We start from the raw sequence: 25,050 nt of genomic DNA on the forward strand, positions 1-25,050 counted from the left end.
CATGGCTGATCTTGCCGTCAAAACAGCATTGATTACCGGGGGTGGTTCCGGGGTGGGGGCCGTCATGGCCCGCATGCTGGCGGATGCCGGGGTAAAGGTTGCTGTTTCTGGTCGTCGTGCAGATGTCTTGGCCGAGGTCGCAAATCATAAAAACATCACAGCGATCTCTGCTGATGTCACGGATGAAACGTCCGTCCGTGACATGTATGCGACCATGATTGGTGTGATTGGCGCACCTGATCTGGTGATTGCCAATGCAGGCATGGCAGAAAGTGCACCGATTGGAAAAACATCGGTTGATCTGTGGAAGCGCACGATTGATGTCAATCTGACCGGAACGTTTCTGACCTTCCGCGAAGGCTTGGCTGTGATGGACAAGACCAAGCCGGGGCGTTTGATTTCAATCGCATCAACCGCCGGGCTTAAGGGGTATGCCTATGTCACGGCCTATTGCGCGGCAAAGCATGGCGTTGTTGGTTTGGTCAAGGGCATGGCAGCAGAACTTGCCAAAACCCCGATCACGGTCAATGCGGTATGTCCGGGCTTTATGGAAACGCCGATGCTTGAAAAATCGGTGGATAACATTGTCGCAAAAACCGGCATGAGTGCCGATGATGCGCGCGCAAGCCTGGCCAAAATCAATCCGCAAAACCGCCTTATCCAACCCAAAGAGGTTGCCGATACCGTGATGTGGCTTTGCAGCCCGAATGCGGCCTCTATGACCGGACAGACGATTTCCGTTTCGGGAGGAGAAATATGAATATGAACAATTCCGAAGGGCTTCCCGGTCACGCGGAGAACGAAACGTCTGACCTGTCCAAGGCTCGTCTGCGCGCATGGCTTCAGATACTGAAAGTCTCGCGGAAGGTCGAAGGCGAGTTGCGCGAAAAAATGCGCCTTGAATTTGGATCAACCTTGCCGCGATTTGATGTTCTGGCCGCCCTTTATCGTGAACGCGACGGCATGCGCATGAGCGAACTTTCCAAATCCCTGATGGTATCGAACGGCAATGTCACAGGCATTGTTGATCGTTTGGTGGCCGAAGGATTGATTGTGCGTGTGCCGGTCGAAAATGACCGCCGCGCATCGATCGTGCGCCTGACCAGTGACGGCGAAAAGGATTTCGCCGAACGGGCATTGGTGCATGAAAGCTGGGTGTCGGATTTGTTTTCCGATCTGTCATCTGGTGATGCCGATGCGTTGATCCGGATTTTGCGTACCATTTCTCATCATAACGAGGCGCCCCATGACTAAAATGGCCAACATCAAACCAACCCATTTCAATTGGCGGATGGAAGGTGACGTTGCGGTCATTACGCTGGATCGCCCGGACCGTAAAAACCCGCTGACCTTTGAAAGCTATGCCGAGCTGCGCGATACATTCCGCGATCTGGTCTATGCCGAGGATGTTAAGGCGGTTGTCTTTGGATCGAATGGTGGCAATTTCTGCTCTGGCGGGGATGTGCATGACATTATCGGTCCCCTGATCGCCAAGGACATGAAAGGTCTTTTGGAATTCACCCGCATGACCGGTGATCTGGTCAAGTCGATCATTGGCTGTGGTAAGCCGGTGATTGCGGCAGTGGATGGCGTTTGTGTGGGTGCGGGGGCAATCATTGCCATGGCATCCGACCTTCGCCTGGCAACGGCTGCGTCGAAAACAGCATTCCTGTTTACCCGTGTTGGTCTTGCCGGATGTGACATGGGGGCATGTGCCATCCTGCCGCGCATCATCGGGCAGGGCCGCGCGGCCGAGCTTCTTTATACCGGGCGGTCGATGTCTGCGGACGAAGGCGAACGCTGGGGATTCTATAACCGTGTGGTCGAAGCGGATGTTCTTGAAGCCGAAGCAATTACATTGGCGACCCGCATTTCCCAAGGTCCGACTTTCGGTCACATGATGACCAAGACCATGCTGGCACAAGAATGGAATATGTCGATCGAACAGGCGATTGAGGCCGAAGCACAGGCACAAGCACTTTGCATGCAGACCGAAGATTTCAATCGCGCTTACAAGGCCTTTGTCGCCAAAGAAAAACCGGTGTTTGAGGGTAACTGATGGCAGATACATCCTACCTTGACTGGCCGTTTTTCGAAGACCGTCACCGTGAGTTGGCGGCAAAGCTTGATGCATGGGCGTCGGCCAATCTTGATGGCATCGATCACAGCGATGTTGATGATGCATGCCGCGATCTCGTTGCCCGGCTGGCGGGTGGTGGATGGCTTTCCCATGCTGCGATTGATCACACCGATGACACTTCAAAACTTGATGTACGCTCCCTTTGTCTGATCCGTGAAACGCTTGCGCGGTATGACGGGTTGGCCGATTTTGCCTTTGCCATGCAGGGGCTGGGCAGTGGCGCGATCTCTTTGTTTGGAACGGAGGCCCTCCGGGGGGAATGGCTTCCAAAAGTACGTTCCGGCAAAGGGATCGCTGCCTTTGCCCTGACCGAACCGCAATCGGGATCAGACGTTGCCAATATCGCCCTTGATGCCAAGCGCGATGGCGATGACTTTGTTCTGAATGGCGAGAAAACCTGGATTTCCAACGGTGGCATTGCCGACTTTTATTGTGTCTTTGCCCGCACTGGTGAAGCACCGGGGGCCAAGGGACTTTCGGCCTTTGTCATTCCGGGCGACACACCGGGTCTTGAAATTGCTGAACGTCTTCACACCATTGCCCCACATCCGCTGGCACGTTTGAAATTCACCGATTGCCGCATTCCGGCAAGTGCCCTGATTGGCAAAGGCGGGGATGGGTTCAAAATCGCGATGTCGGTTCTCGATGTGTTTCGCTCGACCGTGGCGGCAGCCGCGCTTGGCTTTGCCCGCCGTGCGCTGGATGAAACCGTAACCCGCGTTTCCGAACGCCAACTGTTTGGCGCACCGCTTTTTGATCTTCAGATGGTTCAGGGCCATGTTGCTGACATGGCGCTGGATATCGATGCAAGTGCGCTTCTTGTCTATCGCGCAGCGTGGCTCAAAGACAGCGGTGCCGCACGGGTCAGCCGCGAAGCCGCGATGGCAAAACTTTATGCAACCGATCATGCACAAACCGTCATTGATAAGGCGGTGCAAATTCATGGCGGCGATGGTGTGCGCAGTGGCCACATCGTCGAAACGCTTTACCGGGAAATTCGCGCCCTTCGCATTTATGAAGGCGCGTCAGACGTCCAGAAAATAATCATCGCACGGCAAACGCTGGCGCAATAATGGCTGTATCAGGGACTTCAAAATGCTCGGACCAACCGCACATACCGATAGCTTCACACGGGACAATTTACCCCCGGTCGCAGAATGGCCAGAATTCAATCTGGACGGGTTTGACTATCCGGAATATCTGAATGCCGGGGTTGAACTGACCGACAAGATGGTCGAACAGGGTTTTGGCGATAACACGGCTCTGATCGGAAATGGTCGTCAGCGGACCTATAAGGAACTCGCCGACTGGACCAACCGTATCGCCCATACCCTTGTCGAAGATTACGGCGTTAAGCCGGGCAACCGCATTATGATCCGGTCGGCCAATAACCCGGCAATGGTCGCGTGCTGGTTGGCGGCAACCAAGGCAGGTGCGGTTGTGGTCAATACCATGCCGATGCTGCGCGCGGGCGAACTGGGCCAGATCGTTGATAAGGCCGAAATTGAATTTGCCCTGTGCGATACGCGCCTGATGGATGAACTGGTTGCCTGTGCCAAAGAAAGCAAATTCCTTAAAAAGGTTATCGGGTTTGATGGTACGGCTAACCATGATGCGGAACTTGATCGCATTGCCCTGACCAAATCGGTCAAATTCGAAGCGGTCAAAACCGGGCGCGATGATGTCGCCCTTCTTGGATTTACATCCGGCACGACCGGAAGCCCCAAGGCGACCATGCATTTCCACCGTGATCTTTTGATCATTGCTGATGGCTATGCCAAAGAAGTGCTGAACGTCACCCCGGATGACGTGTTTGTCGGATCACCGCCACTTGCCTTTACCTTTGGTCTTGGTGGGCTTGCGATCTTCCCGCTTCGTTTTGGGGCGACGGCAACCTTGCTTGAAAAAGCATCCCCGCCCAACATGATCGAAATCATCGAAACCTATAAGGCAACCGTGTGCTTTACCGCACCAACGGCCTATCGTGTGATGCTGTCGGCAATGGATGAAGGTGCCGATTTGTCATCGCTGCGTGCCGCCGTTTCGGCCGGGGAAACGTTGCCCGCACCCGTTTATGACGCATGGATGGCAAAAACCGGGAAACCGATGCTTGATGGCATTGGTGCGACGGAAATGCTCCATATCTTTATCTCCAACCGTTTTGGCGACAGTCACGCTGCCTGCACCGGACGTCCGGTGGGCGGGTACGAAGCCAAAATTGTTGATCACGACATGAACGAAGTTCCGGTTGGCACCGTTGGCAGACTTGCAGTGCGCGGGCCAACGGGCTGTCGTTATCTGGGGGATGTGCGCCAGTGTGTTTATGTCCGCGATGGCTGGAACCTGACCGGGGATGCGTTCTTTGTTGATGAAGACGGCTATTACCATTTTGCTGCCCGCAATGACGATATGATCGTCTCGTCGGGCTATAACATTGCCGGGCCGGAAGTTGAATCAGCCTTGCTGTCTCATCCTGCTGTCGCGGAATGCGGGGTCATTGGCGCCCCCGATGAAGAACGCGGTACAATTGTTCAGGCCCATATCGTGCTGGCGGATGGTTTCCATCCAACTGCTGAGATGGCCAAACAGCTTCAAGATCATGTAAAAGCGACGATCGCGCCGTTTAAATACCCGCGTTCCATCGTCTTTATCGAGACACTGCCAAAAACCGCGACTGGAAAAATTCAGCGCTTCAGACTGAAACAGGAACCGTCTGCATGATCGACTTTGCCGCCACCAAATCTTTGTTTCATATCCCCAAAGGTGTGATTTACCTTGATGGGAACTCGCTTGGCGTGCTGCCGAAATCGGCGGCAAATCGTGCCAAGTCGATGATTGAAGATGAATGGGGGGAAATGCTTATCCGGGGCTGGAATGATGCCAAATGGATGGAGCAACCCGAACGTGTCGGCAATCTGGTTGCGCGTTTGATTGGGGCGGCACCCGGTACTGTCGTGATGGGCGATACCTTGTCGATCAAGGTTTATCAGGCCTTGGCAAGCGCGCTTGAAATGCGCCCGGATCGCAAGGTCATTGTTTCCGATAACGGGAACTTTCCGACCGACCTTTATATGGCCGACGGCCTGATCAGAAGCCTTGATAAGGGCCATGTTCTTAAAGCACCAAGCCCGGAAGATGTCGAAAGCCTGATCAACGAAGATCTGGCTGTCTTGATGCTGACCCAGATCGATTACCGCACCGGGCGCATGTATGACATGAAACGCATCACCGATCTGGCCCACGCAGCGGGTGCGATTGTGATCTGGGATCTTGCCCATTCGGCGGGTGCCGTGCCGGTTGATCTTGCCGGATGTAATGCCGACTTTGCAGTTGGCTGTAGCTACAAATACCTGAACGGTGGCCCCGGTGCCCCGGCCTTTATCTATGTCCGCCCGGACCATGCCAAAACCATCCGACCTGCTTTGTCGGGCTGGTTGGGCCATGCCGCACCATTTGCCTTTGATCCAGAATATACCCCGGCACCTGATGTCTCGCGCATGCGTGTTGGTACGCCGCCGGTCATTCAAATGACGGTTCTTGAAGAAGCATTGAAGACGTGGGATGGCGTTGATATGGCCGATATCCGCAAACGCAGTATTGAGCTTTGCGAACAATTCATTGCCGGTGTAGAAGCAACCTGCCCAATGCTGGACCTTGTCAGTCCGCGCAATCCGGAACATCGTGGATCGCAAGTATCGTTCAAGTTTGATCAGGGCTATGCCGTGATGCAGGCACTGATCGCACGCGGTGTCATTGGCGATTTCCGTGCGCCCGATGTGATCCGTTTTGGCTTTACCCCGCTTTATATCGATAATGCTGATGTCGATGGTGCGGTCAAGATTTTGGCTGAGATCATGGAAACCAAGGCATGGGACAAACCGGAATTCCATAAACGGAATGCGGTAACATGATTAAAAAAACAGAAACCAAACCCTATGATCCCAGCACCGAAGGTGCGCGAACTGATTTCTCCGACCAGATGTCCTATGGGGATTATCTGTCGCTTGATGCGATCCTGACCGCTCAGCATCCGCAATCAGATGCCCATGATGAATTGCTGTTTATCATTCAGCATCAAACGTCCGAACTTTGGATGAAGCTTGCGATCCGTGAAATCAACGCCGCACGAAGTGCCATTCATCGCGGTGATTTACGTCCGGCATTTAAAATGCTGGCCCGCGTATCGCGGATATTTGAGCAGCTTAATAACGCATGGGACGTTTTGCGGACCATGACGCCAAGCGACTACACGACGTTTCGCGATGCGCTTGGTCCGTCATCGGGGTTCCAGTCCTATCAGTATCGTCAGATCGAATTCATGTTGGGCAACCGCAACCCTGCGATGTTGCGCCCCCATGCGCACCGCGCGGATATTCTGGCGATGCTGGAAAACGAACTTGCAACGCCCAGCCTGTATGACGAAGCACTTCATCTGTTGCCGGGCGAAGGCATTGATGTTCCCGATCATATTTTGAACCGGGATGTGTCACAGCCCTATACGCCAGATGATGCGGTAATTGCCGCCTGGCACAAGGTTTACAGCGACCCTGCCAAACACTGGTCGCTGTATGAACTGGCTGAAAAGCTGGTGGATTTCGAAGATTACTTCCGTCGCTGGCGCTTTAACCATGTCACCACGGTCGAACGCGTGATTGGTTTTAAACGCGGGACCGGTGGTACAGGCGGTGTCAGTTATCTGAAGAAAATGCTGGAAGTAGAACTGTTTCCGGAACTCTGGCGGGTGCGAACCACGCTTTGAGGATGGACGGACATGATGCAAATACTGCAAGATCAGGGGCAGGCATCAAGTTCGTAAAAACCACGACGCGAAAAGACATAAATGTCGTGGGATCAACGTGTTGCTAAATGAATAAAATGTATAAACACGGAGGCTTAAATGAAGGGTATTAAGACAACCATTGCAGCAGTGGCTGCATTGCTTGTTGCCGGGGCGGCTCATGCTGATCCGGTGAAGGTGGGCATGATTACAACGCTTTCGGGCGGTGGTGCCGGTTTGGGAATTGATGCACGTGACGGCTTTATGCTTGCCGTTAAACAGGCAAACAATCCTGACCTTGAAGTCGTGATCGAAGACGATCAGCGCAAACCGGACGTTGCTGTTCAGCTTGCAGACAAAATGATCCAGCAGGAAAAAGTCGATGTTCTGACCGGTATCATCTGGTCGAACTTGGCGATGGCTGTTGTGCCGTCTGCTGTTGCACAGGACAAATTGTATCTTTCGGTCAATGCTGCCCCGTCGCAGCTGGCGGGCAAAGGTTGCAACGCGAACTATTTCTCGGTTTCTTATCAGAACGACAACCTGCATGAAGCAGCTGGTGGTTATGCCTCGACTGAAGGATATAACAAGACCTTCATTCTTGCGCCGAACTATCCAGCAGGCAAAGATTCCCTCGCAGGTTTCAAACGCTTCTTCTTTGGTGATATTGCAGGCGAAGTTTACACCAAGCTTGGCCAGACCGATTATGCAGCCGAAATCGCGGAAATCCGCGCATCGGGTGCAGACAGCGTCTTCTTCTTCCTTCCGGGTGGCATGGGCATTGCGTTCATGAAACAGTATGCTCAGTCGGGTGTTGATCTTCCGTTGATCGGTCCAGCATTCTCGATGGATCAGGGTATCCTTGGTGCCGTTGGTGATGACGCACTTGGTTTCAAAAATACCTCGAACTGGTCGAAAGACATCGACAATGCCACCAACAAGGCATTCGTTGAAACCTTCCAGGCTGAATATGGTCGTCTGCCGTCGCTTTATGCGTCTTACGGCTTTGACACTGCAAACCTGTTGCTTTCGGCAATGGGCAAAGCAAGCGTTTCGGACAAGGAAGCGTTCCGCAATGCATTGCGCGAAGCTGACTTCAATTCGGTCCGTGGCAAGTTTGTCTTTGGTCCGAACCAGCATCCGATTCAGGACATTTATGTCCGTGAAGTCGTGAAAGAAGGCGACGTTCTGACCAACAAAATCGTTGGCGTTGCTCTTAAAGACCACTCTGACGCCTATGCGTCGGAATGCTCGATGTAATCACGAGCGAACAAGACGGTGGGGGCCGGTGCCGATATTAACAATCGGCCCCCGACCACCTTGTGACGGAGTTATTTAATAATGTTCTCTCTTTTCATCGAGCAGCTGTTAAACGGCCTTCAGTCCGGTGTGATGCTTTTTTTGATGGCATCGGGACTGACGCTGGTTTTCGGCGTGATGGGGCTGATTAATCTGGCCCATGGCTCGCTTTATATGGTTGGTGCATTTGCCTGCGCGGCTGTTGCGGCATGGACCGGTTCGTTCTGGCTTGGCCTTGTCGCCAGCTTGATGGCCGCCGCCCTTGCCGGTGCGCTGGTCGAAATACTGATTATTCGCCGCTTGTATAACCGTGACCACCTTGATCAGGTTCTGGCGACTTTTGCGCTTATTTTGATTTTTTCCGAAGGCACGCGCTGGATTTTTGGATCCTTCCCGCTGTTTTTAAGTGTTCCCGATTTTCTGACCGGAACCGTCATCCTGCCGGGCGGATCGCAATACCCGATTTTCCGTCTGGCGATTATTGTTGCCGGGCTTGCCGTTGCCGCCGGCTTGTTCCTTTTGATCGGGAAAACCCGGCTTGGTATCCGTATCCGTGCAGGCGAAGCAGATCGCGGCATGATTGCCGCCCTTGGTGTGAATATTGATCGTCTTTACACGATTGTCTTTGCCCTTGGTGCTGCGCTTGCCGGTCTTGCCGGTGCGTTTGTTGGGACCACCCAGTCGGTTCAGGTCGGGATGGGCGAGCCGGTTCTTATTCTGGCATTCGTTGTGATTGTTATTGGCGGTATCGGATCGATCAAAGGGGCGTTGATCGGATCGCTTCTGGTTGGCTTTACCGACACGATGGGGCGGTTTTTGTTGCCGCACGCCTTCGCAACCTTCCTTGATCCGGCCAGTGCAACCGCGATTGGTTCCGCACTTGCATCCATGTTGATTTATATCGTGATGGCGTTGGTTTTATTCCTGCGTCCAAGCGGTTTGTTCGGGACGGAAGCCTGATATGACCATGAACCGCGAAACACTTATCAATTCCATTCTTGCCATTGCACTGATTGCTGTACCGCTGATCGCGCTTGGCATGGATGAACCGTTCATCATTACATTGGCAACCAAGGTGGCGATTTTTGCCATGGCGGGTGTCGGGCTTAATCTTGTTCTGGGTTATGGCGGGCTTGTGTCCTTTGGCCATGCGGCGTTCTTCGGGATTGGCGGATATGCTGCCGGTATCCTTGCCAGCCATGCGCTGAATTACGAACCGATCCTGTCCTGGCCGTTCGAACTTGAAGGCACCACCCAGATGATCATTATCTGGATTGTGGCACTCATCGCATCGGCCCTGATTGCGCTGGCCATCGGTGCGATTACGCTGCGGACCAGTGGTGTCTATTTCATCATGATCACGTTGGCATTCGCGCAGATGATCTATTATTTCGCGATTTCCTGGCCGGCTTATGGCGGGGAAGATGGATTGTCGATCTATGTGCGCAACGGGTTCCCGGGGCTTAATACCCTTGATCCGATCAGCTTCTTTGCCCTGTGTGTGGTGATGCTTGGCATTGCGATGGCGTTTTCTGCCGTCCTGATCCGGTCGCGCTTTGGTCTGGCATTGCAAGGGGCGCGTCAGAACACGCAGCGTATGACCGCCGTTGGCATTGCGCCCTTCCGCATTCGTCTGGTGGCCTTTGTCATTTCGGCAATGATCACGGCCTTGGCAGGGGCGCTTTATGCCGATCTCAACCGGTTTGTCAGCCCAAGCATGCTGTCTTGGCATATGTCGGGCGAGATCATGGTGTTTGTCATTCTGGGCGGGGTCGGACGTTTGTTCGGACCACTTGCAGGGGCCGGGCTTTACATCATCCTTGAACATCTTCTGGGTGGTGTTTGGGAATTTTGGCAATTGCCGCTTGGTGTGTTGCTGTTGATTGTTGTTCTTTTTGCCCGTGGCGGACTTGTCGGTGTATTGGCGGGGGAACGCAAACATGCCTGATGCCATTCTTTCACTTTCAAACGTCACCAAGCAATTTGGATCGCTTTTGGCCAGTGACGCGGTAACGCTTGATCTGCGTCCCGGCGAAATTCACGCTTTGATCGGTCCGAACGGGGCCGGGAAATCGACCCTGATCAAACAGATCGCGGGCGAAATTAAATCAGACAGTGGCGACATCCATTTCAATGGCCAAAACATCAACGAATTGGATGCGGTGGCGCGGTCGCGCATGGGGCTTGCCCGAACGTTTCAGGTATCATCCTTGATGCCGGAGTTCTCGGTTTTGCAGAACGTGATGCTTGCCCGCCAATCGGTTAGCGGCAAGGTGTTTCGTTTCTTCCGCCCGGTTCTAAGTGATGCATCATTGATCGAACCGGCCATGGCACAGCTTGAACGGGTTGGCCTTGCTGATCGCGCACAGATGCGGGCGGCCGATATTTCGCACGGCGAACGTCGCCAACTTGAAATGGCGGTGGCCTTGGCCCTTGAACCCAAAGCATTTCTTTTGGATGAACCAATGGCGGGCATGGGCCCCGAAGGATCAAAACGCCTGACCGGCTTCCTTGATGGTTTGCGTGGGCAGGCCCCGATCCTTTTGGTCGAACATGATATGGATGCGGTCTTTGCCTTGGCAGACCGGATTTCTGTTCTGGTCTATGGCCGGATCATTGCCACCGGCACGGTTGATGACATTCGTGCGAATGATGATGTGAAACGTGCCTATCTCGGGGAGGATGCCTGATATGACTGCACTTCTCGAACTTAGTGGGGTTACGGCCTTTTACGGTGCCTCTCAGGCTTTGTTTGGCATTGATTTGTCGTTAAATGAAGGCGAGGCCGTCGCCCTTATGGGCCGCAACGGCATGGGAAAAACCACCACGATCAAAACCATCTGTCGCATGATGGAACATCGGGATGGTTCAATCCGCTTTGCCGGACAGGATCTGGCGAAAATGCCATCGCACAAGGCCGCCTGTCTTGGCCTTGGTCTGGTGCCGGAAGGCCGTCGGTGCTTTGCCCGGTTAAGTGTGATGGAAAACCTGATTGCCGCTGCCCGTCCCGGCGAATGGGATTTTGACCGGGTGGCCGGATTGTTCCCGCGCCTTGCCGAACGGCGTGATCAAAAGGCGATGACGCTTTCGGGTGGGGAACAGCAAATGTTGGCGATTGGTCGGGCCTTGATGACCAATCCGCGTTTGCTGATTTTGGATGAAGCGACCGAGGGGTTGGCACCCGTTGTCCGCAAGGAAATCTGGGCTGCGATCAATCAGTTGAAACAGTCGGGTTTGACGATCCTTGTCGTCGACAAGTCGCTTAAGGAACTTTCAGGTGTCGCCGATCGATACGTGGTTGTCGAAAAGGGCGTCACAGCGTGGACCGGTGCGGTAAACGAGCTGACCGACGAACTTGCCGACCGGTATCTGGGGATCTGATATGGCAGTCTTCACCTATCGGCAGAAAGTCCTGTTTCAACATTGCGATCCGGCGGGGATTGTCTTTTACCCCCGCTATTTTGAAATGGTGAATGCCACGGTCGAAGAATGGTTTGATGTTGTGATCGGCTGTGGTTTTCCAACCATGCATGGCCCGATGCAGGTCGCTGTTCCGACAGCGGGCCTGACCATCTCCTTTACCGCGCCAAGCATGTTGGGTGATTTGCTGGAATTTAAACTCGAACCGGTGCGCATCGGACGATCCAGCCTTGATCTGGAAATCGTCGCGCTTGCCGGGGACGAACAACGCCTGAAAACAAGTTTAACATTGGTCTTTACGAAAAAAGGGGCCGGAAAGTCGGTGGCATGGCCGGATGACTTGCGTGCCAAAATCGAAAAAGAAATCAATCAAGTGGTAGAAAAAAATGCATAAAATCGTTCAGCCAGACGGATGGAAAGAGCCCAAGGGATATGCAAACGGCGTGTTGGCAGAAGGTGCGACACTGTATATCGGAGGACAAATTGGCTGGAACGCCGATCAGGTCTTCGTTGCCAAGGATTTTGTCGGTCAGATGGAACAGGCGCTTAAAAACATTGCCGCCGTTCTTGAAGCTGGCGGTGGCAAACCGGAACACCTGACACGCCTGACATGGTATGTGACTGACAAAAAGGAATATCTCGCCAAACAGCGCGAAGTTGGTCAGGCCTACCGCAATGTTCTTGGCAAAAACTTCCCGGCAATGACCATGGTTGTGGTCAATGCATTGGTTGAAGATGAAGCCATGATCGAGATCGAAGCAACGGCGGTTATTCCGCACTAAGGCTGTTATCGATCACATTCCGAGACGCAAAGGGCAGCATCAGAATGCTGTCCTTTGTCCGTTCGGGGTGTCAGGCTTTCCTTACATGCAGTCTATTATAGAACAAAATCGTCGCAATTGACGCTACGGCATGCGCCAATTGCGTGCGATAATAACCGGCCTGCTGCCAACGGTTTTGCTTTTCCGCCTCTGCTGATCTAAGCTTTTTGAAAATAAAAATAAGTTTCAACGGAGGAAGGTTATGAAATCGAACGTCTTGGGTGCGCCCGAAACGGCGACACCCGCCGTTGGCAATGATGAAAATTACAGCGCGCCGGGCCCGGAATTTGGCCCGTGGCTGGAAAAGGCGTCCATTCTGATTGTCGATGACGAACCGGGAATGCGCAATTTTCTGGTCCGTACCCTTGGTCCGCGGGCCAAGCGGGTTGAAGAGGCCGCCGATTGCGAAGCTGCCACCGCCCTTTTGGATCAACACCATTTCGATGTCGTTATTCTTGATAACATCATGCCGGGCAAAAGCGGGGTGGAATGGCTGACCGAACAGCGCGAGATCGGCTTTTTCTCTGACGCGATCCTAATGACGGCCTATGCCGATCTTGATACTGCGATCAAGGCATTGCGGGCCGGGGCGGTGGATTTTGTTTTAAAACCATTTCGCTCCAACCAGATTTTAAACGCGGTTGCCCGCTGTCTTGACCGCATGCGGTTGCGCCGTGAAAACCATGTGTTGCGTCACGAACTGCGCGCGACATCCGATCATGTGTTGTTGCGCGACAAACTGATTGGCTATTCCGCCCAAATTCAGGAAATCCGCGAAACCATCGCCCGTGTTGCGCCCTTGCCAACCTCGATCCTGATTTCGGGGCAAAGCGGGACGGGTAAGGAAGTAACAGCACGTTCTTTGCACGCCTTATCGGACCGTGTGCAAAAGCCGTTTGTGCCGATCAATTGTGCCGCCATCCCGTCTGAAATGATCGAGGCCGAGCTGTTTGGTCATGTCAAAGGCGCCTTTACCGGCGCGCAATCGGCGCGCGATGGATTGTTCATGCATGCACAGGGCGGAACCCTGTTTTTGGATGAAGTCGGCGAGCTGTCGCTTGCTACCCAAAGCAAACTTTTGCGCGCAATTGAAAGCCGCCGTATCCGCCCCGTGGGATCAGAACGCGAAGCCCCGGTGGATTTGCGGTTTATCTTTGCCACCAATGCCGATCTTGAGGCCGAAGTCGAAGCCGGGCGTTTCCGGGCGGATCTGTTTTACCGGATCAATGTCATGCATATTGAAATGCCGCCTTTGTCTGAGCGCGGTGATGATGTGCTGGAACTGGCGGAACTGTTTATGACCAAGCTTTCCAAACAGCTTGGCGTGCGACAGGTGCCGATGGATGGGGCGGTTCGTGCCGGGCTTACGCGTTATGACTGGCCGGGCAATGTGCGTGAATTGCGCAATCTGATTGAACGGACCTTGATCCTTGGCCGCTTCCCTGATGAGTTTCGCGAAGAACGCGCAGATCAGGGATCGGTGGTTGAAGGCGATGAAACACTTGATGAAATGGAACGCCGCCACATTTTGGCGATGCTGTATAAAACCGGCGGAAATCGTAACGAAGCCGCCCGGCGTCTGGGGGTCTCGCGCAAGACGATTGATCGTAAATGCGCAAGCTGGGATCTGTGATGAAACCACTGTCACTGTTTGGTTTGAAGCGCCCCCAACGCACCCGCTCGGTGCGGTTCAAGCTGTTGGCGATTGCACTTTTGCCAACCCTTGTCATCTTGCCCTTATTGCTTGGCGTGATGATGGTGCGGTGGAATTCCAAGTTTGATGCCCTTCTGACTTCAAAGGTCAGCGGCGATCTGACCATTGCCCATCAATATTTCGCCCACATTCTTGAAAATACCGGCGAACAGATCGAATCTTTGGGACAATCGGTGGCCTTTCGCACCGTTCTGACATCCGAAGATTCCGATGCGGTTAATGCCCTGCTGGCCAAACGCCAGCACGACCTGGGGCTTGATTTCCTGTATCTGATCGACCGGGTGGATCAAGGTGGTGCGCCCAATGGCGATGGAGACTGGCCGGTTGTCGCAAGCGCCTTTGCCGGGCAATCATCCACCAGCGTTGATATTTTCAGCAATACTGATCTTGCCGCGATCTCGCCTGATCTGGCGGCGCGTGCGCAGCTTGATTTGGTTGAAACACCTAATGCGGTGCCAACCAGTCGAGATGCCGAAACACGTGGCATGGTCGTGCATTCCGCCAGCCACGTTACCCTGCCATCGGGTGGGGACGGGGCCTTGGTTGGCGGTATTTTGCTTAATCAGAATTTGGGGTTCATCGACACGATCAATGATCTGGTCTATCGACAAAGCAGCCTGCCCGAAGGAAGTCAGGGCACGGCAACGCTGTTTCTTGATGACGTCCGGGTCAGCACCAATGTCCGCCTGTTTGCCGATCGCCGCGCATTGGGCACACGGGTTTCAAGTATTGTGCGCAAGACCGTGCTTGAAGATGGCAAGATTTGGCTGGACCGGGCCTTTGTCGTCAATGACTGGTATATATCGGCCTATGAGCCGATCAAGGACAGCTATGGCAAGCGGGTCGGGATGCTTTATGTCGGCTTTCTCGAAGCCCCCTTTGCCCAGACCAAATATGAAAGCCTGCTGATCCTGATCGGGGCGTTTTTGTTCGTTGCGGCCCTGTCTGTTCCGATATTCCTGCGTTGGGCACGGGGTATATTCAAACCACTTGAACGGATGACCAATACAATTGGCCGGGTCGAAAATGGTGACTTTTCGGCACGGACCAACCTTAATCAGGTCCATGACGAAATTTCGCTTGTCGCAGAACATCTTGATGATCTGCTTGATCAGGTGCAGGAACGCGATAAGCGTCTGCGGGCGTGGAATGATCAACTTAATGCCCGGGTTGATGCCCGGACGCGCGAATTGCGCGAAGCCAATCAGGCACTTGAAACCACCACCAAGCAATTGATCATGTCCGAAAAGCTGGCCGCCATAGGTGAAATCACCGCTGGCGTTGCCCATGAAATCAATAACCCGGTTGCGGTTATTCAGGGCAACCTTGATGTTTTGCGCGAACTTCTGGGCGATCACGTAAGGCTGGCCGATACAGAAATTCGCCTGATTGATGAACAGGTTAATCGCATCAATCTGATCGTGACCAAGCTTCTGCAATTTGCCAAACCCGAAGAATATGCCGGTTTCGTTGAGCGCCATAGTGTTGGGCAGGTGATTGATGATTGCCTGCCGCTGGTCGCCCATTTGCTGGGTCGAGCCGAGATCGAGGTTGTCCGCGAACAAACATCTACCCGACTGGTTTTGATGAACCGAACCGAACTGCAACAGGTCTTGGTTAATCTGATGGTCAATGCCCTGCATGCCATGCCGGACCGCGGCACTTTGACCCTGATCGACGCCGATACGGATCGCGATGGCAAACCGGGCATTCTGATCACGGTGCGCGATACCGGATCGGGCATGGACGCAAAGGTGCTGAACCGTATCTTTGATCCGTTCTACACCACCAAACGCCGTGAAGGGACGGGTCTTGGTCTGTCTATTACCAAGACCCTGATTGATCGGCAAAGTGGTGCGCTTGATGTGCAAAGCAAGCCCGGTCAGGGCACCACCTTTACCATCTGGCTGCCCGAGGTGAATTGACCCTAAAGACCAAAAGTCACATGGCCCTTGTTATCAATAGCCCATGCCGGGTTCCATGCGATTTCCCACGCATGGTTGTCGGGGTCGGAAATGTATCCCCTTAATCCCCCATATGGCGGCGCATCGGCAGGGCGCAGCACCTTGCCGCCATGATCAATCAACCGCGCCATAAGCGGTTCGACATCATTCATTATGGGCACATTATGCGCCAATGAACTGGCCGCAGCAGCAACTGGGGCAGGGCGTTTCATGTCGGTAAGAAGGGCATCTTCAAGCCAAGTGCCCAGCACCAGCCCGTTCATTTGATAGAAAATGATTTCGGCATTCTCAAAGACCGGGACCCAGCCAAACCCGTTTGTATAGAAATTGCGTGAACGGCAAAGGTCTTTGATGCCAAGTGTGATGACGGAAATCTGTTGTTGCATGGCCATTACTTTCTTTTGACGTGCACGGAAGTGCGCACGGTGTGAAAGTCTTGGGCCGTTACAATGCAACGGAAGGACCCGCTTTGCGGGGGCCGGGCTAACCGCACCGAACCTAACCTGTTTCAGACAGGGGAATTTATACCAAAGCAGATCTGCTTTGGCAAAAGCCAAACCAAAATCCAGCGCAGTTTTCACAGCGAAAGCTTGGCGTACTTGCCCGCATTGCATCCTCGTTTTTCCTTGGAAATGCTGCGATTGCGAGTGGACATTTTGTCCAAGCGGTGAATTTTGGCGCGGCAAAGGTTGGACATTTTGTCCATGCGCGTGCGCTGCACTATCAGGGTTTTACATCTTAAAATGACAGAAAATCAGGCAAGTAACTGAATGGCATAGAGATTGCGATGTTGAGAGTTCCGGATTTAACCGCGTTTGCCCTGCACCATCTCCGCATTTGGTGTGGAAGGGGGGCAAGAAAACCATAATACCGGGAGGAAACAACGTCATGTTTGATAAGCTAAAGAAAGAGCACATCGTCGCGGGCGACGATTTCAATCGCTGGAAAGTGCCGCCAGCATCGATTGCCATCCATCTTTGTATCGGTTCTGTCTATGCCTGGAGTATCTTCAACCCGGCCCTGATCAAGGAATTCGGTGTGGTTGCGGCAAGCTCGGGCGACTGGGGACTGCAGTCCGTTGTCTGGATTTTCTCTGTTGCGATCGTAAGTCTTGGTCTTGCAGCGGCCTTTGGCGGCAAGTGGCTTGAAGAAGTCGGCCCGCGCATGGTTGGCGTTGTTGCCGCATTCTGCTGGGGTGGTGGTTTCATCATCGGCGGTCTCGGGATTGCCTCGCATCAATTGTGGCTGGTTTATCTTGGTTATGGTGTGATTGGCGGGGCCGGACTTGGCCTTGGCTACGTCTCGCCGGTTTCAACCTTGATCCGCTGGTTCCCGGATCGGCGCGGCATGGCAACCGGCATGGCCATTATGGGCTTTGGCGGTGGTGCAATGATCGCAACCCCGATCAAGGAAGCCTTGCTTGGGGCGTTCTACAAGGTGCCTGATTATCTGGGCCCGGAAAGTGCTGTTAATCTTGTGACCGAAGGTGGCAAGCGCATGGCAGAAGTCGGCGGCCAGATGGTCGAAGTCGTGATTGCCGGTGCCGCACAAGTCGCAGCCGCCCCGGTTCCGATTGAGGCAGGCGTTTACGTCGCAGGCACGGGCAATACCGGTGCTGCGGGGACCTTCTTTACTCTTGGCGTTGCCTATTTCATCGTCATGATCATTGCGTCATTCTCCTACCGCGTACCGCGCGAAGGCTGGTTGCCAGCAGGCTGGACTCCGCCGACTGCGGATGCCGCATCAAAACGCATGATCACGCAGAAAAACGTTCACATTGATCAGGCGCTTAAAACACCGCAATTCTATCTGATCTGGATTGTGTTGTGCTTTAACGTGACGGCAGGTATCGGGGTGATTGGCGTTGCCAAGACCATGATGTTTGAAATCTTTGGCTCGACCTTGCCATTGATCGTTAACTCCGCCTTTGCGGCGACCTATGTGTTTATGATTTCGGTCTTTAACATGTGTGGGCGGTTCTTCTGGGCATCGATTTCCGATTATATCGGACGCAAGAACACCTATTACTGCTTTGTTATTCTTGGCATCGTGCTGTATCTGTCGATTCCGTATTCTGCCCAACAGGTCAGCATCAACCCGGCTGTCACCTATCTGGTGATGTTCTATGCCGCGACCATGATCATCTTCACGATGTATGGTGGTGGTTTTGCAACGATCCCGGCCTATCTTGCCGATATCTTTGGCACCAAATATGTCGGTGGTATTCATGGGCGTCTTCTCACAGCCTGGAGTACCGCAGGTGTGCTTGGTCCGTTGGCCATTACCCAACTGCGTCAAACCTCGGTCGTGAGTTCGATCAAGGATTTGGCATCCAAGGTCGATCCGGCAGCCTTCCAAGCGAAGTTCGGGGCCGGCGTTGAACAGCTTGACCAACTGGTTGCAGCCAAAACCGTCACCATCGGGCGGTTGATGGAAATTGCACCGGCGGGAACGGTTGATCCGACTTCAAGCCTGTATAACACGACCATGTATGCGATGGCGGCTCTGTTGGCGATTGCTTTGGTCGCGAACAAACTGATCCGTCCAATCGACGAAAAACACTACATGGAAACCAAGGAAAGTGGTGCAACGGCATCCGGACGCGAAGCAACGTCCAAAGCCTGACCTGACTTTGGGCGTCGATCACCGCACCCGTGATCGACGCCCGATTGGCTGACGTAGTCTGTCCGTCAGCCAATCGGGGGCAAGATGGCATAGTCATGTCCCGGGTCCGGGCTTCTTCATCCGGTTTGGACCCACGTTCTGTTGCAGGAATAACCTTTTGGCGTGTAAGGGCAATCGGTTATCCTGCAACTAGAACACCTGCCCCAAAATGGTGTTTGACCGAAAACAAGCGGTCCCGAAACAGACCGCAACCATTGCCAGAGCAAAGCATCTTAAAGCGGATGCCACATACGCCATGCTGGATAGAAAATGATCGATAAGCTTGAAATGTTTATGGTGCTTGCGCGACAGCAGCATTTTGGCCATGCCGCCGAAGAATGCGGCGTGACGCAGCCAACGCTGTCAAGCGCCTTGCGCCAGCTTGAAGACCATCTTGGCGTGGTATTGGTTCGGCGTGGATCACGCTATCAAGGATTAACTCCCGAAGGTGAACGTGTTCTGGAATGGGCGCGTCACATTGTTGGCAGCACCCGGTCCATGCGCGATGAAATGCGCGCCATGCGGTTCGGCCTGACCGGACAAGTCCAGATTGCGGTCATTCCCACGGCCCTTTCAATGGTGCAGGAATTGACGACACCGTTTCGGGAAAAACATCCCGATGTAACCTTTGCAATTTTGTCCCGCACGTCGAGCGAAATTCAGGCGCTGCTGGATGATCTGCAAATTGATGTCGGGATTACCTATCTTGATAACGAACCGCTTGGTCGGGTGACATCGATCCCGCTTTATTACGAACGCTATCATCTGGTGACGTCAAACTTCGCCGACATCGGTGATCGTGAAAGCATCACCTGGCGCGAAGCGGCAGAATTCCCGTTATGCCTGCTAACCCCCGATATGCAAAACCGACGGATCATCAATCAGCACTTGAAAGAAGCCGGGGCACCGATCAGTCCCACACTTGAAAGTGATTCAATGATTGCCCTGTTTACCCATGTTCATACAGGAAACTGGGCCAGCATCATGCCGGTTAAAATGATCAAGGAATTCAGCATGCATGACCGGGTCAAATCCATCCCGATCATTGAACCCGATGCGGCACATCTGGTCGGCATGATTGCGGCCAAACGTGAACCGGCAACACCGGTTGTCTCGGCCTTGCTCAAAGAGGCAAAGCTTTTGTCTGAACTGGAAAAGGCGTGATAGCGGCTTGATAGGTTTACGCTATCGCGTAACGGGACGGCTTTATTGAACAGGCGATCTATATCGCTGACACTGCTTAGAAGAACGTAAGAAGAATAAAAAATTACATAGACTGCTTAGTGAGAGAGGCTGGCATGTCAAATCAGATCGAGGAACACAGCGTCCGGGTTGCGGATATTTGCGACCAGATGTCCGGGCTGGAAGGCCCGTTATTACCAATCTTGCACGAAGTGCAGGAGGAATTTGGCTATATCCCTGATGGCGCAATCCAAACCATTTCAAAGAAGCTGAACCTGAGCCGGGCAGAAGTCCACGGGGTTGCCAGTTTCTATCATGACTTCCGCGAAGAAAAAGCCGGGAAGCATGTGATCAAAATTTGCCGGGCCGAAGCCTGTCAGGCGATGGGGGCCGATCAGCTTGGTGAACAGGTGCGCCGCCATTTGAAAGTGGATTGGTCACAAACCACCAGTGATCGCAAAGTCACCTTGGAACCAGTGTTTTGCCTTGGCCTTTGTGCCTGCGCACCAGCCGCCATGGTTGACGGTAAGGTTGTCGGTCGGGTCAGCCCGGATCGCATGAACCGTATCCTTGAAGAGGTGCGGTCATGAGTATCAAAGTCTATATCCCGCTTGATTCCGGTTCTGTTGCCTTGGGCGCAGATGATGTTGCCGCCGCAATTGCCAAAAAGGCCGAAACGAATGGTGACGATGTCAAAATCGTGCGCAACGGATCGTTTGGCATGTATTGGCTTGAACCGATGGTCGAGGTCGAAACACCTGATGGCCGTCTCGCCTATGGTCCTGTCGCGGTTGAAGATGTCGATGATCTGTTTGCATCGGATTTCCTAAGCGGGGGGGGAACACAAGCTTTCCCTTGGCAAGACACAGAATATTTCCTTCCTTAAAAACCAGTCACGCCTGACCTTCCAGCGGTGCGGCATCATTGATCCGCTGTCGCTTGAAGATTACCGGGCGCATGATGGTCTGGCCGGTCTTGAAAAGGCGCTTAAGATGTCGGATGCCGACATTGTCAAAGCCGTCACCGATAGCGGCCTGCGCGGTCGTGGCGGGGCGGGTTTCCCAACCGGTATTAAGTGGAATACGGTTCGCCAAGCACCGGGTGATCAAAAATACATTGTCTGTAATGCCGATGAAGGCGATAGCGGTACGTTTGCCGATCGCATGGTTATGGAAGGCGACCCGTTCGTTCTGATCGAAGGCATGATCATTGCGGGTCTCGCCACTGGCGCGACCAAGGGATATGTCTATATCCGTTCGGAATATCCGGTTGCCATTGACGTGATGAACGAGGCCATCGAAGTCGCCCGTGCTGCCGGGCTTTTGGGCGATAATGTCCTTGGGTCTGGCAAGGCGTTTGACATGGAAGTCCGCGTGGGTGCGGGGGCCTATGTTTGCGGTGAAGAAACATCGCTTTTAAACAGCATGGAAGGCAAGCGCGGTGTCGTCCGTGCCAAGCCACCATTACCCGCCCTTGAAGGTTTCATGGGGCGCCCGACCGTTGTTAACAATGTTATCTCGCTGTGTTCGGTCCCGGTTATTCTTGAAAAAGGATCGGACTATTACCGCGATTTTGGCATGGGCCGGTCGCGTGGCACCATTCCAATCCAGATTGCCGGCAATGTGAAGCATGGTGGTCTTTACGAGATTGGATTTGGCCTGACATTGGGCGAAATCGTTGAACAGATTGGCGGTGGAACGGCAACCGGGCGCCCGATTAAGGCGGTTCAGGTTGGCGGTCCGTTGGGGGCTTATTTCCCCAAGGAGCTGTTTGATACGCCGTTCGATTACGAAGAGTTCACTAAGCAAAACGGTCTGATCGGTCATGCAGGCGTGGTCGTTTTTGATGACACGGTCGATATGATGAAACAGGCCCGTTTTGCCATGGAATTCTGTGCGATTGAATCCTGTGGCAAATGCACCCCGTGCCGCATCGGATCGATCCGGGGCACCGAAGTTGTCGATAAAATCGAACGCGGTGAAGACCCGGAATTGCAGATCGAATTGCTGCGTGATCTTTGTGAAACCATGAAGTTCGGATCGCTGTGCGCATTGGGGGGCTTTACGCCTTATCCCGTCATGAGCGCGCTTAACCATTTCCCTGATGATTTCAAGCCACGTGCGCTTGATGTAGCTGCGGAGTGAGAACGATGTCCTTGATCAAAGAAGTCGACTACGGAACCCCCGCCGCCCAATCGGATAAAACCGTCACGCTCAAGATTGATGGCAAAGACGTAACCGTACCGGAAGGCACATCGGTGATGCGCGCCTCGATGGAGGCGGGCATCAAGGTGCCAAAACTGTGCGCGACCGATATGGTCGATGCGTTCGGGTCATGCCGCCTGTGTCTGGTAGAGGTCGAAGGCCGTAACGGCACACCGGCATCCTGCACCACGCCCGCTGCTGATGGCATGGTTGTGCATACCCAGACCGATCGTCTGAAGAAAATCCGCAAAGGCGTGATGGAACTTTATATTTCCGACCATCCGCTCGATTGCCTGACCTGTGCGGCCAATGGCGATTGCGAACTGGAAGACATGGCAGGGGCCGTTGGCCTGCGCGATGTGCGCTATGGCTATGACGGCGGCAACCATGTCAAGGTCCGCCAGAACGGCGAAGAAAATCCGCGCTATATGGCAAAGGATGAGACAAACCCGTATTTCACCTATGACCCGTCAAAATGCATTGTCTGTTCGCGCTGTGTGCGGGCCTGCGAAGAAGTGCAGGGCACCTTTGCCCTGACCATCGAAGGCCGTGGTTTTGAAAGCCGCGTATCACCGGGCATGCACGAAGATTTCCTTGATTCCGAATGTGTATCTTGCGGCGCCTGTGTCCAGGCCTGCCCGACGGGCACGCTACAGGAAAAATCCGTGATCGAAATCGGACAGCCGGAACATTCGGTTGTCACCACCTGTGCCTATTGCGGGGTTGGTTGTTCGTTCAAGGCGGAAATGCGCGGCGAAGAACTGGTGCGCATGGTGCCCTATAAGGATGGCAAGGCCAATCGCGGGCATTCCTGTGTCAAAGGGCGCTTTGCCTATGGCTATGCCAGCCACAAAGACCGCATTCTTAATCCCATGATCCGCGAAAGTGTTGATGATCCCTGGCAGGAAGTCAGTTGGGAAGAAGCCCTTCGCTATACCGCTGATAAGTTCAAAGGCATTCAGGCGAAATACGGCAAGGGGGCATTGGGCGGGATCACGTCATCGCGCTGCACGAACGAGGAAACCTTCCTTGTTCAAAAACTGATCCGTGCCGGGTTTGGCAATAACAATGTTGATACCTGTGCGCGTGTTTGCCATTCGCCAACCGGTTACGGCCTTAAAACCACCTTCGGGACATCTGCCGGGACGCAGGATTTTGATTCTGTTGAACATACCGATGTTGTGATCCTGATCGGGGCCAACCCGACCGACGGGCATCCTGTTTTTGCATCGCGTTTGAAAAAACGTCTGCGCGAGGGGGCAAAACTGATCGTGATTGATCCGCGCCGGATTGATCTTGTCCGCTCCCCCCATATCGAAGCCGTGGCACATCTTCCGCTGCGTCCGGGAACCAACGTTGCGGTTCTGACGTCATTGGCCCATGTCATCGTGACCGAAGGCCTGTTTGACGAGGCATTCGTGCGTGAACGCTGTGACTGGGATGAATTCCAGGATTGGGCAACATTCGTTTCCGATCCAAAACACAGCCCCGAAGCGATTGCTCTGATTACGGGTGTTGATCCGGAAATCATGCGTACAGCGGCCCGCGAATTTGCCATGGGTGGCAATGGCGCGATTTATTACGGACTGGGTGTGACCGAACATAGCCAAGGTTCAACCACCGTAATGGCGATTGCCAATCTTGCCATGGCGACCGGTAATATCGGACGTCCGGGTGTGGGTGTTAACCCGCTGCGCGGTCAGAACAATGTGCAGGGGGCCTGTGATATGGGCTCCTTCCCGCATGAATTACCGGGATACCGTCATATTCAAGATACGGCGACCCGCGATATCTTTGAAGATATCTGGGGTGTCAAACTTGATGATGAACCGGGGCTTCGTATTCCCAATATGCTTGATGCAGCTGTCGAAGGCACGTTCAAGGGCATCTATATTCAGGGCGAAGACATTCTTCAATCTGATCCGGATACCAAACATGTCGCTGCCGGTCTTGCCGCGATGGAATGTGTTGTCGTTCACGACCTGTTTTTGAACGAAACGGCGAACTACGCCCATGTGTTCCTGCCCGGATCGACCTTCCTTGAAAAGGACGGGACATTCACCAATGCCGAACGCCGCATTAACCGTGTGCGCAAGGTGATGACACCGCTTAACGGCTTTGCCGATTGGGAAGTCACCCAGAACCTTGCCCGGGCGATGGGACTTGATTGGAATTACACCCATCCGTCGCAGGTGATGGCCGAAATTGCCGCCACCACACCGGGCTTTGCCAATGTTACCTATGATCTGTTGGACCGCGACGGTTCGGTTCAATGGCCATGTAATGACAAGGCACCCAAGGGAACGCCGGTCATGCATATGGATGGCTTTGTTCGCGGTAAGGGCAAGTTTGTTGTCACGGAATATGTCGCAACCGATGAACGTACCGGACCGCGCTTCCCGCTTCTACTGACAACGGGACGTATCCTGAGCCAGTATAACGTTGGTGCACAGACGCGCCGTACCGAAAACACCACATGGCATCAGGAAGACCTTTTGGAAATCCATCCCCATGATGCCGAACAACGTGGTGTTCGCGATGGTGACTGGATCCGTCTGGTATCCCGATCTGGCGAAACATCCCTTCGCGCCACCATTACAGATCGGGTCGCACCGGGGGTCGTTTACACGACCTTCCACCATCCGGGAACACAGGCCAACGTGATCACCACCGACTTCACCGACTGGGCGACCAATTGCCCGGAATATAAGGTGACAGCCGTTCAGGTCTCGTCAAGTAACGGGCCAAGCGACTGGCAGGTGGAATATGATCGTCAGGCCGAACAGTCGCGCCGGATCAAACCGCGTGTGGATGCCGCCGAATAGGATATACTGCCGGGCACTGTGCTATGATCGTTATCGTTCA

Annotated in this window: 23 protein-coding genes; 22 read left to right on the plus strand and 1 reads right to left on the minus strand. The window is 53.7% G+C overall.

Annotation, left to right across the window (positions count from 1 at the left end; genetic code table 11):
• Nucleotide 1: 1 nt before the first annotated feature.
• From ACQ0MK_RS02260 to ACQ0MK_RS02335, 16 genes are all read left to right on the plus strand, one after another.
• A complete protein-coding gene (locus tag ACQ0MK_RS02260; RefSeq protein WP_430474644.1) occupies nucleotides 2-760 on the plus strand; it encodes an SDR family NAD(P)-dependent oxidoreductase in 759 nt (252 codons plus the stop codon).
• 2 nt (nucleotides 761-762) lie between these two features.
• A complete protein-coding gene (locus ACQ0MK_RS02265; RefSeq protein ID WP_350162595.1) occupies nucleotides 763-1,254 on the plus strand; it encodes a MarR family winged helix-turn-helix transcriptional regulator in 492 nt (163 codons plus the stop codon).
• The gene (locus ACQ0MK_RS02270) at nucleotides 1,247-2,059 is read left to right on the plus strand and encodes an enoyl-CoA hydratase family protein (protein ID WP_430474645.1); all 813 of its coding nucleotides are present in this window, start codon (nucleotides 1,247-1,249) and stop codon (nucleotides 2,057-2,059) included. Before ACQ0MK_RS02265 ends, ACQ0MK_RS02270 begins: the two co-directional genes overlap by 8 nt.
• Entirely contained in the window at nucleotides 2,059-3,213 is a 1,155-nt protein-coding gene (locus tag ACQ0MK_RS02275; RefSeq protein ID WP_430474646.1) for an acyl-CoA dehydrogenase family protein, read from the plus strand. The genes ACQ0MK_RS02270 and ACQ0MK_RS02275 overlap by 1 nt, the downstream gene beginning before the upstream one ends.
• 22 nt (nucleotides 3,214-3,235) lie before the next feature.
• On the plus strand, nucleotides 3,236-4,861 hold the full coding sequence (locus ACQ0MK_RS02280) for an AMP-binding protein (RefSeq protein ID WP_430474647.1): 1,626 nt from the start codon (nucleotides 3,236-3,238) through the stop codon (nucleotides 4,859-4,861).
• Complete coding sequence (kynU, locus tag ACQ0MK_RS02285; RefSeq protein WP_430474648.1) at nucleotides 4,858-6,051, plus strand: kynureninase; 1,194 nt, start codon at nucleotides 4,858-4,860, stop codon at nucleotides 6,049-6,051. Before ACQ0MK_RS02280 ends, kynU begins: the two co-directional genes overlap by 4 nt.
• Nucleotides 6,048-6,899, plus strand: a complete 852-nt coding sequence (gene kynA, locus ACQ0MK_RS02290) for a tryptophan 2,3-dioxygenase (protein WP_430474649.1) — start codon at nucleotides 6,048-6,050, stop codon at nucleotides 6,897-6,899. The genes kynU and kynA overlap by 4 nt, the downstream gene beginning before the upstream one ends.
• Before the next feature lie 138 nt (nucleotides 6,900-7,037).
• Nucleotides 7,038-8,177, plus strand: coding sequence for an ABC transporter substrate-binding protein (locus tag ACQ0MK_RS02295; RefSeq protein ID WP_350046360.1), 1,140 nt, complete (start codon nucleotides 7,038-7,040; stop codon nucleotides 8,175-8,177).
• Between the two features lie 81 nt (nucleotides 8,178-8,258).
• Entirely contained in the window at nucleotides 8,259-9,176 is a 918-nt protein-coding gene (locus ACQ0MK_RS02300) for a branched-chain amino acid ABC transporter permease (protein ID WP_350162591.1), read from the plus strand.
• 1 nt (nucleotide 9,177) lies between these two features.
• Nucleotides 9,178-10,164 (plus strand): branched-chain amino acid ABC transporter permease, encoded by a 987-nt coding sequence (locus ACQ0MK_RS02305; RefSeq protein ID WP_430474650.1) that lies wholly within the window; start codon nucleotides 9,178-9,180, stop codon nucleotides 10,162-10,164.
• Nucleotides 10,157-10,906 (plus strand): ABC transporter ATP-binding protein, encoded by a 750-nt coding sequence (locus ACQ0MK_RS02310; protein WP_430474651.1) that lies wholly within the window; start codon nucleotides 10,157-10,159, stop codon nucleotides 10,904-10,906. Before ACQ0MK_RS02305 ends, ACQ0MK_RS02310 begins: the two co-directional genes overlap by 8 nt.
• A gap of 1 nt (nucleotide 10,907) precedes the next feature.
• Nucleotides 10,908-11,597, plus strand: coding sequence for an ABC transporter ATP-binding protein (locus ACQ0MK_RS02315; protein ID WP_430474652.1), 690 nt, complete (start codon nucleotides 10,908-10,910; stop codon nucleotides 11,595-11,597).
• 1 nt (nucleotide 11,598) lies between these two features.
• A complete protein-coding gene (locus tag ACQ0MK_RS02320) occupies nucleotides 11,599-12,030 on the plus strand; it encodes an acyl-CoA thioesterase (RefSeq protein WP_430474653.1) in 432 nt (143 codons plus the stop codon).
• A complete protein-coding gene (locus ACQ0MK_RS02325; RefSeq protein WP_350046354.1) occupies nucleotides 12,023-12,418 on the plus strand; it encodes a RidA family protein in 396 nt (131 codons plus the stop codon). The genes ACQ0MK_RS02320 and ACQ0MK_RS02325 overlap by 8 nt, the downstream gene beginning before the upstream one ends.
• A 241-nt stretch (nucleotides 12,419-12,659) precedes the next feature.
• Nucleotides 12,660-14,090 carry a sigma-54-dependent transcriptional regulator gene (locus tag ACQ0MK_RS02330; RefSeq protein ID WP_430474654.1) on the plus strand — a complete coding sequence of 477 codons (1,431 nt, stop codon included), beginning with the start codon at nucleotides 12,660-12,662 and terminating at the stop codon, nucleotides 14,088-14,090.
• Complete coding sequence (locus tag ACQ0MK_RS02335) at nucleotides 14,090-16,096, plus strand: sensor histidine kinase (protein WP_430474655.1); 2,007 nt, start codon at nucleotides 14,090-14,092, stop codon at nucleotides 16,094-16,096. The genes ACQ0MK_RS02330 and ACQ0MK_RS02335 overlap by 1 nt, the downstream gene beginning before the upstream one ends.
• A gap of 2 nt (nucleotides 16,097-16,098) precedes the next feature.
• Here ACQ0MK_RS02335 and ACQ0MK_RS02340 read toward each other — a convergent pair whose 3' ends face one another.
• Nucleotides 16,099-16,521 carry a VOC family protein gene (locus tag ACQ0MK_RS02340; protein ID WP_430474656.1) on the minus strand — a complete coding sequence of 141 codons (423 nt, stop codon included), beginning with the start codon at nucleotides 16,519-16,521 and terminating at the stop codon, nucleotides 16,099-16,101.
• Between the two features lie 502 nt (nucleotides 16,522-17,023).
• Here ACQ0MK_RS02340 and ACQ0MK_RS02345 point away from each other — a divergent pair.
• From ACQ0MK_RS02345 to fdhF, 6 genes are all read left to right on the plus strand, one after another.
• On the plus strand, nucleotides 17,024-18,760 hold the full coding sequence (locus tag ACQ0MK_RS02345; RefSeq protein ID WP_430474657.1) for an OFA family MFS transporter: 1,737 nt from the start codon (nucleotides 17,024-17,026) through the stop codon (nucleotides 18,758-18,760).
• A gap of 309 nt (nucleotides 18,761-19,069) precedes the next feature.
• Nucleotides 19,070-19,963, plus strand: a complete 894-nt coding sequence (locus ACQ0MK_RS02350; protein WP_430474658.1) for a LysR family transcriptional regulator — start codon at nucleotides 19,070-19,072, stop codon at nucleotides 19,961-19,963.
• A gap of 134 nt (nucleotides 19,964-20,097) precedes the next feature.
• Nucleotides 20,098-20,571 (plus strand): formate dehydrogenase subunit gamma, encoded by a 474-nt coding sequence (locus ACQ0MK_RS02355; protein WP_430474659.1) that lies wholly within the window; start codon nucleotides 20,098-20,100, stop codon nucleotides 20,569-20,571.
• A complete protein-coding gene (locus tag ACQ0MK_RS02360) occupies nucleotides 20,568-20,867 on the plus strand; it encodes a hypothetical protein (protein WP_430474660.1) in 300 nt (99 codons plus the stop codon). Before ACQ0MK_RS02355 ends, ACQ0MK_RS02360 begins: the two co-directional genes overlap by 4 nt.
• A gap of 106 nt (nucleotides 20,868-20,973) precedes the next feature.
• Nucleotides 20,974-22,125, plus strand: a complete 1,152-nt coding sequence (locus ACQ0MK_RS02365; RefSeq protein WP_430474661.1) for a complex I 51 kDa subunit family protein — start codon at nucleotides 20,974-20,976, stop codon at nucleotides 22,123-22,125.
• A gap of 5 nt (nucleotides 22,126-22,130) precedes the next feature.
• Complete coding sequence (fdhF, locus tag ACQ0MK_RS02370; protein WP_430474662.1) at nucleotides 22,131-25,010, plus strand: formate dehydrogenase subunit alpha; 2,880 nt, start codon at nucleotides 22,131-22,133, stop codon at nucleotides 25,008-25,010.
• The last annotated feature ends 40 nt before the right edge of the window (nucleotides 25,011-25,050 follow it).

The sequence above is a fragment of the Thalassospira lucentensis genome (assembly GCF_050516545.1).
GTDB lineage: Bacteria > Pseudomonadota > Alphaproteobacteria > Rhodospirillales > Thalassospiraceae > Thalassospira > Thalassospira lucentensis_C.

Excerpts from the sequence above, each read along its gene's own strand:
- ACQ0MK_RS02365 (WP_430474661.1), top strand. The coding sequence starts at position 20,974 with ATGTCGGATGCCGACATTGTCAAAGCCGTCACCGATAGCGGCCTGCGC.
- ACQ0MK_RS02270 (WP_430474645.1), top strand. The coding sequence starts at position 1,247 with ATGACTAAAATGGCCAACATCAAACCAACCCATTTCAATTGGCGGATG.
- fdhF (WP_430474662.1), top strand. The coding sequence starts at position 22,131 with ATGTCCTTGATCAAAGAAGTCGACTACGGAACCCCCGCCGCCCAATCG.
- ACQ0MK_RS02340 (WP_430474656.1), bottom strand. The coding sequence starts at position 16,521 with ATGCAACAACAGATTTCCGTCATCACACTTGGCATCAAAGACCTTTGC.
- ACQ0MK_RS02300 (WP_350162591.1), top strand. The coding sequence starts at position 8,259 with ATGTTCTCTCTTTTCATCGAGCAGCTGTTAAACGGCCTTCAGTCCGGT.
- kynA (WP_430474649.1), top strand. The coding sequence starts at position 6,048 with ATGATTAAAAAAACAGAAACCAAACCCTATGATCCCAGCACCGAAGGT.
- ACQ0MK_RS02335 (WP_430474655.1), top strand. The coding sequence starts at position 14,090 with ATGAAACCACTGTCACTGTTTGGTTTGAAGCGCCCCCAACGCACCCGC.
- ACQ0MK_RS02310 (WP_430474651.1), top strand. The coding sequence starts at position 10,157 with ATGCCTGATGCCATTCTTTCACTTTCAAACGTCACCAAGCAATTTGGA.
- ACQ0MK_RS02305 (WP_430474650.1), top strand. The coding sequence starts at position 9,178 with ATGACCATGAACCGCGAAACACTTATCAATTCCATTCTTGCCATTGCA.
- ACQ0MK_RS02260 (WP_430474644.1), top strand. The coding sequence starts at position 2 with ATGGCTGATCTTGCCGTCAAAACAGCATTGATTACCGGGGGTGGTTCC.
- ACQ0MK_RS02325 (WP_350046354.1), top strand. The coding sequence starts at position 12,023 with ATGCATAAAATCGTTCAGCCAGACGGATGGAAAGAGCCCAAGGGATAT.
- ACQ0MK_RS02320 (WP_430474653.1), top strand. The coding sequence starts at position 11,599 with ATGGCAGTCTTCACCTATCGGCAGAAAGTCCTGTTTCAACATTGCGAT.
- ACQ0MK_RS02360 (WP_430474660.1), top strand. The coding sequence starts at position 20,568 with ATGAGTATCAAAGTCTATATCCCGCTTGATTCCGGTTCTGTTGCCTTG.
- ACQ0MK_RS02355 (WP_430474659.1), top strand. The coding sequence starts at position 20,098 with ATGTCAAATCAGATCGAGGAACACAGCGTCCGGGTTGCGGATATTTGC.
- ACQ0MK_RS02345 (WP_430474657.1), top strand. The coding sequence starts at position 17,024 with ATGTTTGATAAGCTAAAGAAAGAGCACATCGTCGCGGGCGACGATTTC.
- ACQ0MK_RS02275 (WP_430474646.1), top strand. The coding sequence starts at position 2,059 with ATGGCAGATACATCCTACCTTGACTGGCCGTTTTTCGAAGACCGTCAC.
- kynU (WP_430474648.1), top strand. The coding sequence starts at position 4,858 with ATGATCGACTTTGCCGCCACCAAATCTTTGTTTCATATCCCCAAAGGT.
- ACQ0MK_RS02265 (WP_350162595.1), top strand. The coding sequence starts at position 763 with ATGAACAATTCCGAAGGGCTTCCCGGTCACGCGGAGAACGAAACGTCT.
- ACQ0MK_RS02330 (WP_430474654.1), top strand. The coding sequence starts at position 12,660 with ATGAAATCGAACGTCTTGGGTGCGCCCGAAACGGCGACACCCGCCGTT.
- ACQ0MK_RS02295 (WP_350046360.1), top strand. The coding sequence starts at position 7,038 with ATGAAGGGTATTAAGACAACCATTGCAGCAGTGGCTGCATTGCTTGTT.
- ACQ0MK_RS02280 (WP_430474647.1), top strand. The coding sequence starts at position 3,236 with ATGCTCGGACCAACCGCACATACCGATAGCTTCACACGGGACAATTTA.
- ACQ0MK_RS02350 (WP_430474658.1), top strand. The coding sequence starts at position 19,070 with ATGATCGATAAGCTTGAAATGTTTATGGTGCTTGCGCGACAGCAGCAT.
- ACQ0MK_RS02315 (WP_430474652.1), top strand. The coding sequence starts at position 10,908 with ATGACTGCACTTCTCGAACTTAGTGGGGTTACGGCCTTTTACGGTGCC.